Origin of the sequence: Endozoicomonas sp. SESOKO2, assembly GCF_024606245.1 — a bacterium.
Classification (GTDB): domain Bacteria; phylum Pseudomonadota; class Gammaproteobacteria; order Pseudomonadales; family Endozoicomonadaceae; genus Endozoicomonas_A.
This window is the reverse complement of sequence record NZ_JAHHPQ010000608.1, coordinates 13,257-27,106: the sequence shown is the minus strand read 5'-3', so window position 1 is coordinate 27,106 and position 13,850 is coordinate 13,257. Positions and strand designations below refer to the sequence as shown.

The 13,850-nt window shown below is 48.1% G+C and carries 9 protein-coding genes and 1 tRNA gene; 5 read left to right on the top strand and 5 right to left on the bottom strand.

The genetic code is table 11. The features are described 5' to 3' along the window. Nucleotides 1–1,045 (top strand): hypothetical protein (locus tag KDK17_RS14870; protein WP_257255626.1); only part of this gene is annotated, 1,045 nt, incomplete at its 5' end. An 84-nt stretch (nt 1,046–1,129) separates the two neighbouring features. Here KDK17_RS14870 and KDK17_RS14865 read toward each other — a convergent pair. After that, nucleotides 1,130–3,490: a DNA polymerase II gene (locus tag KDK17_RS14865; RefSeq protein WP_257255628.1), complete on the bottom strand. Its 2,361-nt coding sequence runs from the start codon at nt 3,488–3,490 to the stop codon at nt 1,130–1,132. A gap of 256 nt (nt 3,491–3,746) precedes the next feature. Here KDK17_RS14865 and hmgA point away from each other — a divergent pair, with 256 nt between their 5' ends. The 3 genes from hmgA to maiA all read left to right on the top strand — a co-directional run bounded on the left by hmgA (nt 3,747) and on the right by maiA (nt 7,078). Continuing rightward, a complete protein-coding gene (hmgA, locus tag KDK17_RS14860) occupies nt 3,747–5,057 on the top strand; it encodes a homogentisate 1,2-dioxygenase (protein ID WP_257255625.1) in 1,311 nt (436 codons plus the stop codon). A gap of 76 nt (nt 5,058–5,133) precedes the next feature. Beyond that, nucleotides 5,134–6,444 (top strand): fumarylacetoacetase, encoded by a 1,311-nt coding sequence (fahA, locus tag KDK17_RS14855; protein WP_257255624.1) that lies wholly within the window; start codon nt 5,134–5,136, stop codon nt 6,442–6,444. Nucleotides 6,445–6,448: 4 nt separating this feature from the next. After that, nucleotides 6,449–7,078, top strand: a complete 630-nt coding sequence (gene maiA / locus KDK17_RS14850) for a maleylacetoacetate isomerase (protein WP_257255623.1) — start codon at nt 6,449–6,451, stop codon at nt 7,076–7,078. Nucleotides 7,079–7,085: 7 nt separating this feature from the next. Here the strand turns inward: maiA and KDK17_RS14845 are convergent, their stop codons facing one another. The 3 genes from KDK17_RS14845 to KDK17_RS14835 all read right to left on the bottom strand — a co-directional run bounded on the left by KDK17_RS14845 (nt 7,086) and on the right by KDK17_RS14835 (nt 10,156). Beyond that, the gene (locus KDK17_RS14845; protein WP_257255622.1) at nt 7,086–8,945 is read right to left on the bottom strand and encodes a DUF3857 domain-containing protein; all 1,860 of its coding nucleotides are present in this window, start codon (nt 8,943–8,945) and stop codon (nt 7,086–7,088) included. A gap of 178 nt (nt 8,946–9,123) precedes the next feature. Further along, the gene (gene syd, locus KDK17_RS14840; protein ID WP_257288389.1) at nt 9,124–9,681 is read right to left on the bottom strand and encodes a SecY-interacting protein; all 558 of its coding nucleotides are present in this window, start codon (nt 9,679–9,681) and stop codon (nt 9,124–9,126) included. A gap of 398 nt (nt 9,682–10,079) precedes the next feature. Beyond that, nucleotides 10,080–10,156: transfer RNA gene (locus KDK17_RS14835), tRNA-Val, on the bottom strand. Between the two features lie 475 nt (nt 10,157–10,631). Here KDK17_RS14835 and KDK17_RS14830 point away from each other — a divergent pair. Beyond that, nucleotides 10,632–11,381, top strand: coding sequence for a hypothetical protein (locus KDK17_RS14830; protein ID WP_257288388.1), 750 nt, complete (start codon nt 10,632–10,634; stop codon nt 11,379–11,381). Nucleotides 11,382–11,552: 171 nt separating this feature from the next. Here the strand turns inward: KDK17_RS14830 and uvrB are convergent, their stop codons facing one another. Beyond that, nucleotides 11,553–13,559, bottom strand: a complete 2,007-nt coding sequence (gene uvrB, locus KDK17_RS14825; protein ID WP_257255618.1) for an excinuclease ABC subunit UvrB — start codon at nt 13,557–13,559, stop codon at nt 11,553–11,555. Between the last annotated feature and the right edge of the window lie 291 nt (nt 13,560–13,850).

Sequence of the window (13,850 nt, the reverse complement as noted above, 5' to 3'; positions counted from 1 at the left end):
TGTAATCAACTACGGATTCTGGTACGGCATCTGCAAAACAACGGGGCTGGTCGCTGCCCTTTCCGGTCGGTTTGGCCTGTCCGGCACAGAGCAAAATGAGTTACAAGAGGCCAAATCATCTTTTTGTAATCAACTCGCTGCCGTTATCACCTCCACCGAGGTGGCTTTAGCCGGTCGCGTATCGCCCTGGCCTCTTGAGACGCCCTGGTGGCAGCCACTGCGATTTGTAGGAACAGCATACAGTGCATATGAAGCATACACTAACCGCGATCCCTATCTTATACCCATAATGACTACGGCTTACTTTACCCATGAGGTGATGGCAAGAACGGTAGCCGGAGCCACTACTGTCGGGGGTTTAAGGTACCAGAATGAAAGTACAATCCAACCTTTGGACTATACCCACACTGAATATAAAATGTTGTCATTTTTCACTGGCATGATGGTCGGGACAATAGTCCACGAGAAAATGATTGCCAGAGGTGTCTCTCCGGGAAAAGCAGCTTTTGGTTACATCATATCTGCCGTATTGACAGACGGAATATTATTAATAAGTAATCTCTCAAAACGTATTTTAGACGGTGATATTAGAGTTGAAACAGCAACGGCAGCAGAAGTCTTAGCCGGAACCGGAGCCATAGCTGGGTCATGGGCCACAGCTACAGTCGGAGTCGTAAATGTTGCGCAATCACCAAATTCATTATTCTTGGGCCACGTCACATTAGCCAACTTGTTTGTGGCAGAAAGTCTGACTGCTACTGTTCGAACTGAACTATGGTGCGCCGCTGGAATGGCGACGGGATCGGTAGTCGGAAGCGAAGTTGTGCATCTTCTGTGGCAACAACGCTCAAGACTGGATTCAAACCATTTATTGAATAACGTTGCTCTTACCCTGGCTCCTGCCTTGGCTCTCGCTCTGATCAATGGCTTTTCAAACAACATAGTCTATGGCTACTCACTGGAAGAGAGTTTCAGCGAAACAGCTCGTAACCAATGGAAGAAATTTCATGCTCCTTTGGATTATTTGTACACCTTGTTTAAATAACAGAGAGTTGATGCGAGGGTGAGAAACGTTACGACCTATGGGTGATGATGGTTAAAGCCCAGTCTGACACGATGGCTTGAAACATCAAAACAGCCCCATCTGTCCGTCAATCAACGTATTAAAATCAAGATTTATAAAAGGTAGAACTCCGTCCGCCACCGGCTTTAGCTGCTTGTCGATGTAATGTTGATAATCAATAGGGCTGGTGCAATATTCCAGCGGCTCAGGTCCATTGACTGTCATCAGGTACTGAATCCAACCTTTTCGCTGATACTTAAGTGATTTTCCCAGTGACTGATTGATCTCATCCGCCTTTCTGGCCGCCCTGACCTGGGGAGGAATGTTTTTAACATAGTCCTTGAGATTTCGCCGCAGTCGCTTTCGATATACCAGTTTGTCATCCCACGCTCCGGCCAGCGTTTTCTGAACGGTTTCCGTGACCAGCTTTTCCGGGGATTGATCATTAAACACTAACGAGAACAGTTCCGTTTGAAAATACTTGGCCAATGCCGTCCAGTCAGAACGCACCGTTTCCAGCCCCTTGAATACCAGTTCCTGTCCACCAGCAGTGGATTTAATGCCGGCATAGCGTTTTTTACTGCCGGTGTCCGATCCACGTATGGTAGGCATCAGAAACCTCTGGTAGCAAGTTTCGAACTCAAGTTCCAGCGCCGAGTCCAGTTGCAAATCTTCTCTCAGTTTGGCTGTCCAGCGGTCATTGATCATACGTTCCAGTTTTTTACCGGTCGATCTTGCCTGTTCATCGGAATAGGCCTCATCCAAAAGCACGAAAGTAGAATCAGTATCACCGTAAATCACCCGATAGCCCTGCCCTTCTATCCATCGGGCTGTCTGCTGCATGATTTCATGCCCTCGCAGGGTAATGGAGCTGGCCAACCGGGTGTCATAGAAACGACAACCACCTGAGCCCAACACGCCATAAAAAGAATTCATAATAATCTTCAGCGCCTGAGAACGGGCAGCATCGTTTTGCTTCTTGGCCTCATCCCTTTGAGCCCAAAAGGAAGCAATAATATCAGGGAGAAAATGCCGCTCACGTGAGAAAAGTGCGCCACGAAAACCGGGAATCGTACCTTCCGGTTCTTTCAAACCTTCTACCAGCCCGAGGGGATCAATTTTGAAGGTTCTGATGATCGAAGGATAAAGGCTCTTGAAATCCAGAACGATCACATTGCGATAGAGTCCGGGAATGGAATCCATGACATAACCCCCCGGACTGGCCAGACCACCCCCTTCTGGTAAATTCGGAGCCACATAACCGGCTCTGTGCAAACGTGGCATATAGAGATTGGTAAAGGCCTGGACTGAGCCTCCCATCCGATCAAGCTCCAGCCCGGTCAGATGACTGCGCAATCTCAGGTAATCAAGAATGTTGGTGTGTTCAAAAATCTCTTCAACCAGTCGGCAGTCTTGCAGGTTGTAACGGGCCAGCTTTTCCTTGTTATGGTGAAAGTCATGATTAATGATAGCCATCCGGTTATCTACGTCTTCTGTCGCTTTACCTTTGCCCAGCAGCGTCTGTGCCACAAACTCCAGACTAAAGCTGTCAAACTGATAGGTTGCAGCCTTTAAGGCCTCGATACCATCGATGACCATTCGACCGGGCAGAGTAATGAAGCCCTGTCCACTTTCACCTCTGCGATTTCTCCAACTGGCTGCCTGTTGCCCCCTTCCCAGTTTTAACTTCATTCCATAGCGTTCCGCTCGTTTGAGCAGTAGCCGAAAATCAAAGTTAATGACATTCCAGCCAATCACTATGTCGGGGTCCAGAGTTCCAAGCGTCTCTTCAAGCGCCACAAGAAGTGCTTTTTCATCCGGAACCCATTGTATCCAGTCGACCCGCTCCTGATCGCCTACCATGATAACCCGTCCAAAGTCTCCTCCCGAAAGACCCACTGAGTAAAGTTCTCCCCGCTCGGAACATTCAATATCCAGGGAAACTACTTTGAAGTCGGGATTAAACTCTGCAGGACGAATGCGCGCATTGCGGTACTCCCGATAACCTGACTTCTGCACCGGATCTCCGGTGAATGCCACGCCACCGTAGACAAACCTCTCCATCAGAAACCGGTCTGCCAGCCTGACATCGGCTTCCAGCAACTCTATGCCTCTGGTACGAAAATATTCCTGCATCTGAAACGATTGCTGCACGTTATGACTATAAAGGGCAGTGACTGGCTCATGGCGAAAGTTCTTCAGAGGCAGCGGTTTTGCCTCAATCGTTGGATAAGTCCTGAAAAACTCACTCTGTAGCGGCTCAAACTCAGAGGAAACGACAAAGCAGACGGGACGCACCTCTTCAATTACCAGTCTTGCAGGGCCATCATCGGTGACAACCCACATAATAACTTCCGCCTGTCCCCTGTGGTCCTGGCTATGTCGGCTCAGAAGAAAGCCTCTGCGTACAGGCTCGGTATTTTGCAAGTCAGTTCTCAAATGTTGTTCTGTTTTCGGACTGGCTCCCGGGAGAGCATAATTTCCTGATATTAACATTGCCGCAGCAGCGCGGGGAGGCTAAAAACAAGAATCCGGATGGACAAACTCTCAGGACTGGCTAAAAATGGAGATACTTCAAGACCTTAACAAACGGCCCCTTGTGAGGGGTTGCATAAAAACACTGCTTCATCTTTGAACAGGGTGAAGTGATTTTTGAGATAAGAAAAATGACAGGTTCAGTTTAATGACATTACCTGACGATCTTGAATACCTGACAGGCTTTGGTAACGAACACGAAACAGAGGCATTACCCGATGCCCTGCCCAAGGCCTGCTTCAATCCTCAGAAAGTGGCTTATGGTCTGTATTGTGAACAGTTTTCAGCCACTGCTTTCACAGCGCCCAAACACCAAAACCGCCGAACCTGGACCTACCGAATCCGCCCTTCTGCTGTTCAGGGAAACTACCAGTGCTGGGATAAGAACCCCTTGCTGGAAACCGCTCCCCTGGATCTGCCTCCTGTGCCGAGCCCACTTCGCTGGGACCCCCTGCCCGCTCCTGAACAACCGACTGATTTTATCAGTGGCCTGACCACTATTGCAGCCAATGGTAAAGCCATCACGCAGATCGGTAGTGCCATTCATCTATACGCAGCTAATCAAAGCATGGAAAAGCGTTTTTTTTATAATGCCGATGGCGAGCTGCTGATTGTCCCTCAAACAGGGGCTCTGATGATCTTTACCGAACTGGGTCGATTACAGGTCAGTCCGGGCGATATCGCCGTGATTCCGCGGGGTATGAAATTCAGGGTCAACCTACTGGAGAGTCAAGCCAGCGGCTATCTCTGCGAAAACTATGGAGCCCCGCTCACCCTGCCGGAACGTGGCCCGGTAGGTGCCAATGGCTTTGCCAATGACCGGGATTTCCAATACCCCGTTGCCTGGTATGAAGATAAAGAAGGTGATTTCGAACTGATCGGTAAATTTGCCGGTCATCTTTATGTCTGTGAGCTCAATCACTCCCCATTGGATGTCGTTGCCTGGGTGGGGAATTCTGCGCCCTATAAATACGAGCTGTCCCGCTTTAATGCCATCAACACAGTAAGTTACGACCATCCTGACCCCTCTATTTTTACAGTACTGACATCTCAATCTCATACACCCGGCGTCGCCAATCTGGACTTTGTCATCTTCCCTCCCCGCTGGATGGTGGCTGAAAACACCTTCCGCCCCCCCTGGTATCATCGCAATTTTATGAGCGAGTTCATGGGATTGGTTCATGGTGTTTATGACGCCAAGGAAAATGGATTTGTACCCGGTGGAAGCAGTCTGCATAACAGTATGTCACCCCATGGTCCTGATGCAGACGTATTCAGGAAAGCCAGCGAAGCGCAGCTTAAACCCGTGCGTTATGAAAATACTCTGGCCTTCATGTTTGAATCCCGATACGTCTATGTACCCTCAAAATTCGCGATGGAGAGCGACATACGACAAAAAGACTATATTAAATGCTGGTCTGGCCTGCAGAAGCACTTTGACCCGAACCAGAAACCTTAAACAAGAATAATCATGAGTGTCAGGCTACGCTATTGGCTGCTGACACTCTGTTTTTCCAATGCACTCAGGATAGATAATGATTTCACTGAACGAGACTCATGACGTCAATCTCACCAGCTGGGTATATTGTGCTAACCAGTCAGACTGCGACTTCCCCATTCAGAATCTGCCTTTTGCTGTTTTTCGCAAAGGCAGCGAGCCCTTTCGGTGCGGCGTAGCCATTGGTAACCAGATTCTGGATCTCAAGGCGACAGCAGCACTGAAACCTTTTGACGGCAAAGCAGCCGACGCACTCGCAGCTTGTGCCCACGATAACCTCAATCCCCTGATGGAGTTGGGTTTTGAATATTGGAGTGCTCTCAGGCTGAGCCTGTCCAGGGCACTGAGAACAGAGTCAGAGCTTGAAAGCCAGCTGAAACCCTTTCTGCTCACCATGAATAAAGCCGAATTTGCCCTGCCCTGCCAGATTCGGGATTACACTGACTTCTATTCATCTATCTATCACGCCAAAGCAGTCGGTTCATTATTCAGACCCGATAACCCTTTGCTGCCTAACTACAAATGGGTGCCTATTGGCTACCATGGCAGAGCCTCTTCTATTGAAGTTTCAGGGCAGACTTTTCATCGTCCACAAGGTCAAACCAAAGCGCCGGATGCAGAACAACCCTTATATGGTCCTTGTAAACGACTCGACTATGAGCTTGAAATGGGCATTTTCATCGGTCAGGGCAACCCTCTGGGTGCTCCTGTTGCGCTGGATGAGACCGATCAGCATGTATTCGGAATGTGTCTTCTGAATGACTGGTCTGCACGGGACATCCAAGCCTGGGAGTACCAGCCCCTGGGACCGTTTCTGGCCAAAAGCTTTGCCTCTACCATATCGCCGTGGATTGTCACGCTGGAAGCACTGGCACCCTACCGAACCAGTTACCTTCGTCCTGCCGATGATCCACAACCCCTGCCTTATTTGAGCTCGGAAGAAAACAGCACCCTGGGAGCACTGGATATTCAGCTGGAAGTCCTGCTACAAACACCCGCTATGAAAGGTGCTCAGCAAAGTATGGAAAAACTGTCTCAGTCCAGTTTCAAACATTCTTACTGGAGTGTTGGACAGATGGTGGCTCATCACGCCAGTAACGGTTGCAACCTGCAATCCGGTGATTTGCTGGGAACGGGTACTCAGTCAGGCCCCAGGCCAGAGGAAGCAGGCTCTTTACTCGAGCTGACAAAAGGTGGCAAGGAGTCTTTGACCCTGACCAATGGTGAACAAAGAACGTTCCTGCAAGACGGAGATACCGTTGTCATGAGAGGCTGGTGCGAGAAAGAAGGCGCTGCCAGAATCGGCTTCGGTGAAGTCTCAGCCACCCTTCTGCCAGCAAAGGAGTAATGCCATGAAGCTTTATAGTTACTTCCGATCTTCAGCGGCTTATCGGGTAAGGATCGCCCTGAACCTGAAAGGACTGGATCACGAATTGATCCCGGTTAACCTGTTGAAGTCAGAGCAGACGAAGGAGCAATATAAAAGCATTCAACCCCAGGGACTGGTACCGGCAATGGCAGTCGGGAATAACAGACTGATTCAGTCAATGGCTATCCTGGAATGGCTTGAAGAAACCTGTCCGGAACCGACCATTATCCCGGGTGATGTCTGGCAGAAAGCCCAGATCCGCAGCCTGGCCAATATCATCAGCTGCGATATACATCCTCTGAACAACCTGAGAGTTCTGAAATATCTCAAGTCAGAATTTGCAGTGAGTGACGAACAGAAAAACCAATGGTACCAGCACTGGATAAAAGCCGGGTTCGAGGCTTATGAGCAGCAATTGGGGGATGACTATTTCTGTATCGGAGATACACCCACCCTGGCCGATATCTGCCTGATACCGCAGGTCTACAATGCCTTGCGATTTAAAGTATCGTTAACGGATTATCCAAAAATCCAGGCAGTCCATCAGCACTGCAATGAACTCAAGGCATTTATTGATGCCAGTCCGGAGCAACAGCCTGATAGCACTCTGTAACAGAAGCTCAACGCCGCTTCAAAGCAATGATCGCCCTGCGATCGTTGATAGCCAGGTAAGCTAACTTTTCGAATTCAGGGTATTCACCGGGTTGATAAAGATTTTTCTTGACGACGATCTGCCGAGTGACAACCAGTGTATTACCCTCCATCTTATAGTGACTGCTGTATGAGCCTGCCCCGTTACGCACCTCGAGGTTTTCAGGCAGCCGGGTTACTTTGTAGTTTTTTGGCAGTTTCATGCGGTGATCCCATCGATAATGTCGAGCTCCTACCGTAAACGGGAACTTGCGTTTTCCATCCACGAGATAAGTTCTCAGTGCCAGCACATCCTGAAAATCAAGCCCTGGTGCTGTGGTGATAAACCCTTCCCTGCCCAACTGAAAAGCGTAGGGACTGTGCCAGTCACCCTGATAAGCAGGCTGTCTTTCCAGATCATAAGCAGGCGTTCCCCAAGAAATATTACCAAAGCCACCACTCAAGGTGTCCGCCAGAAGATTACTGGCCTTCCATTCACCACTACCACTGGATGCCAACAACTCCCGAATCTGTTCTCCAATAATTCCAGTGCCAGTGACCATACTCTCTCCTCTCAAAAGTCCATTACTGGAGAGCACTGACTGGTTTTTTACCCAGTAGCGGTTCTGATCTGGTTGCATGGCAGGAAGATATCGAGTTTCGCCTTCAGGACCGGCCACTACTACCCGTTTGCCCGAAAGACTATAATCCAGCAACCCGAACGTAGACAGTGGCGAAACAGGGTTGAGCCAAGTGTTCAACTCAGGGATGAACAACAACACATGATTGAATTGCATGGAAGTCGCCACCGGCCAATCCTTATAGCTGTCATCCCAGCTGACCAGTGCCGGCTTTGACTCAACACCGCGGGCTTTTAACAGTGCCTGCAACAACAAAGCCTGATCTTTGCAATCACCATAACCATGACGAAGAATCTCTTCCACCGGGTGAGGAACCAGCATATCCTCCAAATTGAAGCTGAGAGACAGGTAATTAATATTTTGTGCCACCCAGTTATAAATCAGGACGGCCTCTTCCCTGGGATGTTTGGCTCCCTGTGTGATCTCCTCAGCCAGCGCACGGATTTCATCACTGTCAGTCTGCCTGTTCAGGCTGCTCTCATAGTATATCTGACCGATCTCTTCCCAGCTTTTCAGTGAGGTCAGCGCAAACATGGGCAGTACATCATCCGAACTGACCATATTTGGCTCCATCTCCTGATAAGGGAAGTTTTCGAGGCTAACCGTTAACTCTTTTCGTTTGCCTTTCCGGGACTCTTTCACAGCAAACTCGCCTCTACTCCCCCATTTCATGGGTATGTTTTCAGGCAGCAGAATCGTAGCCACTATTTTCTTCTGCTCCAGTTCCAACTCAGGCTGTAGTGCCATATTAAAGCCCATGGGACTTTTCTTCTTCACCACATGCTTGAACTTCAACTTCATGATGCTGCCAGGTATTAAGCGGGAAAAAATGACCACAGCTTCCCTGTTACGCCGCTCCTTATCACGCCCGCCCAGATCCTGTTCGTAAATATTCTCTTTTTCAACCGGGAACACTTTTCCGTCCGGATGGGTGATCGAAGCTTCCAGAACTTTCAAGGATTCATTTTCGGAAAAATAACTATAGTGATATTCCTGCATCTCCTCCGCACCCGCGGGGGTCAGTACCTGATACTCCAGCGTTACAGTACGGGTATAAGTCAGATCATCCTGAATCTCGATGCGATAATCCGACAACAGATTGCGATAGTCCTGAACAGCTTCATCCGCCTGAACCAGACCTGAAATGATCAACAACAATAAGGACAAAAAAGCAAAATAAACACGCATAAAATCATTTTCACCAAACATAACTCCTCCTTAAAATGAATGGAATTCACGCATGAATTTAGACCGTTAATATTGTAAAAGTTCAGCGTAGGCCGTTATTTAGAGGCTGAGACGCGTCGAAGGTAGTCAAGATTCATTCGGACCGTCGCTTCAGAGCCACTCCATAAGCATGGTGACTTGATGGCTTCTTTTGCATACCTCAAACAATAGGTTCAAGCATTTTTAGAAACTCAGCCATAGTGTTTGCTAACTTGCGATGAGGTTTCTTACCGACTTTTTCTGCCCAGATCTCACCGGTTTCATTATTCAGGGTAAGATTGATGTCTTCCATATCGGTGACGGCAAAAAACAGGGTAACAGGCTGACGGAGTTTGCGTTTCATCCAGATGTGTCCCAGCAGATTTTCCTGCAACCGTTCAAAATCTCCGGAGCTCCAGGCAAACAATAATTCCAGCCCCCCTTCTTCGGTTCTGGCGGGCAGGTTCGCCGAGTAAAAGCTGCCGTAATAGGCTTTCAGATCCGGATGTAGCTCCAACTCAACTGCCGATTCAATATTGCCAAAATCCAGCTGCGGCTCGCACTCCACAGGCTGCCAGCCCACTTCTGCTCCATCCATGACCTCCTGCATTTCGCAGGGAGAGGGCCAGTCACTGTCATGTTCAATCACAGGCAACGACTGATGCTCTAACTGATAGCGGTTCCTGAATTTCTGCTGAAAATCAATCAAGGCATCTTTGACAGTGTGGCTGCTGGGCATAGGGACTTCCTGAGTCAACAAAAAATAGCGGAAAGGTGAGTATAACGTCCTCCGGCCTGTTCGTGCTGAACTTTTGCCTTGCCTCAACTCGTTCCCACGCTGGGAACCACAGAGCTTAAAAGCGTGGGAACCAGTGCTCTGTAGGGAACAATTTCATAACGAATCTTGATATAAAAGGGAGAGTGGGTACTCGGCAGGTATAACTGCATCACTCAAGCTGAATGACTCCCGCCTTTGCGACAGCCTCCTTCGCGGGAATGAAGACCTCCTACATTATCCCCTGCAGAGGAACCAGGGTTTTACAACAGGCTCCGAAACATGGGGACGGGGATGACTAATTTTTTGGAAAAAAAAAGCCCACTGTAAGAAGTGGGCTTTTTTCATTGAAATCACTTATATGGTAGGCGGTACTGGAGTCGAACCAGCGACCTTTACGATGTCAACGTAACGCTCTAACCAGCTGAGCTAACCGCCTGAAGCTGCTGCGTATGTTATCAACGCAGCTGAAAAATGCAAGCCCCGATGCCCGATTTATCTGATAGAAAATCAAACGCCTGGCTGGACCCGAAAATGATCAAAATACATACAAAGCAAAGCATGTATATAGCTAAAATCCGCTCAATCCTCTGTACAAAAAACGTTCATATTGTTGTCCCGATGAATATCTGACAACAGATTACGAACAGCTGTTTCCCCTGTTAAAGCAGCGCAGATATAAGCGCTTGGCTACTCTGGATGAATCCTGAACCGATTAGTTTTTTTAAGGACTGAGGATTAATCAATGCTCTCTGATTTGGGATTTTGAACTATTTCTTGTTTTTCAACTCAAATCTAATAAGTGATACATCTGTACCACTCAAGATCAATGACGTTTCGTAAGCCAACGCCTCAGGCAGAGTGACTCGAAGAGGTTATATTTTTATACCAAAAAAACTGATTAGGAGAAAAAAATGTTATTAATTAATAAAAAATCTTATCTAAAAACTGCCATTCTATTTCTTTTTGTTTTTACTTCCGGTGTCAGCACCGGTAACGCACAATCATTTGACCTTGAAGAAATAACAAAAAAATTTGGAAAAAGCGGTATTCATATAGAAGTTTCTACCTTTACGAGCACTAGCAGTACAGTGACGAAAAGCAAATCGGTTAATGGAAAATTAAAGCGTCATCAACAGATTAAAAGCAACTCATGCAATGGCAAGATAATTTCTACAGTTGATAAACCTAAAAGTCTGACTGCTAATGAATTTTATGCTGAGACGGGGCTGTTGACTATCAGCTCTGGCATAAAAAGTGGGAGCAATGAAATCAAGATTTCTTTCTTTGATCCTGATACAGGGCAGTCTTTAATGTTGACACTTTTCAATCAGCCACAATATTTTCAAATAACTCAGGCTATGGTTTCAAATAAGAAAAAAAGCACCAACAACATCATCTCAGTCAACAAAGCTGCAAGTGCTATTGATGGAAAAGTTAATTTACACTGGTCTTTCAAAGGCCCTTCTAAACGATTCAGTGTCTATGTTGGTAAAACGTTGCTGGCCAGCTTTAATACCCCCAACTTCCCGGTAAAAGAAATATTTATAGATAATGGTAGAGAGATGCTCATTGCTGAATTACAGGCCGCTTCAGGCCAACATTGCAAACTGCCCGGTGCGATGGGTCATGTTGAGGCTTTTTCTAAGAATTTTATCCATTAATATCGGTCAATCCCCCTACACGGTCTCTGTCAGGCAGTCTGGTTATCCTTTCAAAGACCGGGATGGCCTGTTGGTGCGAAAACAATAATCAGGCTGCCCGGCCTTTTAGTTTGAGTGCGTATTGGGGCTAAAGCTGTTCGTTTTTCTCACAGGCTTCGTTAAAGGCTAAAGTCATTTCAATACCCGATCCCTGAGTTTGGCCACCTGATCACGGACGGCTGCCGCTTCTTCAAACTCCAGGTTGCGGGCATGCTCCATCATCCTGTCTTCCAGCGTCTTGATCGTTTTAGCCAGTTCCTGAGCCGACAGTTCAGGGTGATAATCCGCTTTTGGTTCTGCCACCTTACGACTGGGTTGCCCTTTCTTCTTGCCGGGAATGACTGCGCCCTCAAGAATATCCGACACCGACTTATGGACACTCTTCGGTGTAATGCCATGCTCTTCGTTGTAGGCAAGCTGTTTATTACGACGACGTTCGGTTTCATCGATCGCCCGCTGCATTGAGCCCGTTATTTTGTCGGCATAAAGAATGGCCTTACCGTTGACATTACGTGCTGCACGACCAATGGTTTGTATCAGGGAGCGGTCGGAACGGAGAAAGCCTTCCTTATCGGCATCGAGAATGGCCACCAGAGATACTTCCGGCATATCCAGACCTTCCCTTAACAGGTTAATGCCCACTAGCACGTCAAAAGTACCTATCCGCAGGTCACGTATGATCTCAACCCTCTCTACAGTATCAATTCCAGAGTGCAGATAGCGGCAGCGAACACCGTTTTCATGGAGGTAATCGGTTAAATCTTCCGCCATACGCTTGGTCAGGGTGGTCACCAGGACTCTGTCGCCTTTAGCCACTGTTTTATTAAGCTCAGTAAACAAATCATCCACCTGAGTCGTGGCAGGACGAACTTCAATCTCCGGATCAACGAGCCCGGTAGGTCGAACCACCTGATCCACTATCTGCCCCTGATGTTCCGCTTCATATGGGCCGGGAGTCGCAGAAACAAAAATAGTTTGCGGGCGTCGTCCCTCCCACTCTTCAAATTTCAGGGGTCGGTTATCCAGCGCCGAAGGCAGTCTGAAGCCATATTCTACAAGCGTCTCTTTACGAGAGCGATCGCCTTTATACATTCCACCCACCTGGGGTACTGTGACGTGTGATTCATCAATCACACACAAGGCATTATCAGGAATATAATCAAACAGTGTGGGAGGTGCTTCGCCGGGCCGGGTACCGGACAGATAGCGGGAATAGTTTTCGATGCCGGTGCAGTACCCCAGCTCCAGCATCATCTCCACGTCGTACTTAACCCTTTGCTCCAGACGTTGTGCCTCCACCAGTTTATTGTTGTTTCTGAGCACTTCCAGACGTTCAACCAATTCTTCTTTAATAGTTTCTGTGGCCTCGAGAATAGTCTGCCGTGGTGTCACATAGTGAGTCTTGGGATAGATAGTCACCCTGGGCAGTTTTCTGAGCACTTCGCCGGTCAGAGGATCAAAGACACTGATCTCTTCTACCTCTTCATCAAACAGCTCCAGCCTGACGGCTTCTTTTTCAGATTCTGCCGGGAAGATATCAATGACGTCTCCGCGCACCCGGTAAGTTGCCCTTTTCAATTCCGTATCGTTGCGAGTGTACTGCAGCTCAGCCAGCCTGCGCAGAACTTCCCGCTGGTTAATTATTTCACCCCGGGAGATATGCAGCATCATCTTCAAGTACGACTTAGGATCACCCAGACCGTAAATTGCTGAAACCGTCGCAACAATAATCGCGTCGTCCCTCTCCATTAACGCTTTGGTGGCAGAAAGCCTCATCTGCTCTATGTGCTCATTCACCGAGGCATCTTTCTCGATAAAGGTGTCTGAGCTGGGTACGTACGCCTCAGGCTGATAGTAGTCGTAGTAGGAAACAAAGTACTCAACCGCATTGTCGGGAAAAAACTCCTTGAATTCGCCATACAATTGCGCAGCCAGGGTCTTGTTATGGGCCATTATAATGGCGGGTCTCTGCAGCTTTTCAATGACATTGGCAATAGTGAAGGTTTTTCCTGAACCGGTCACCCCGAGCAACGTCTGGCAGGCCAGTCCCGAATGAATGCCCGCCAGCAGCTTTTCAATAGCTTCAGGCTGATCCCCGGAAGGCTGGAATTTTGATGATACCTTGAATGACTTTCCCATATGTATCCACTGGCAGAAGCTTTTAAAACCATCGTTGATTATAAACAGCCCCGGACCTTAAATGCAGCCTGAGAACACTGCACTTAATCAGAAAAAGCAGGCAAAAACGGCGCGTCACAAAAATACAAACAGAGTTTCGGTTTTCAGATGGCGCAGTGAAGAGGGCTTGTGTATTATGCCCATTGCTGATGCATGATTCCCCGGCAAGTCTGCTTGTCAATCTTATAGAGTTCACACCGGAATCAGTGTCAGTCAGGGGTCTGGCTTAGAAGTGCGCCAGGAGCCTGTCTG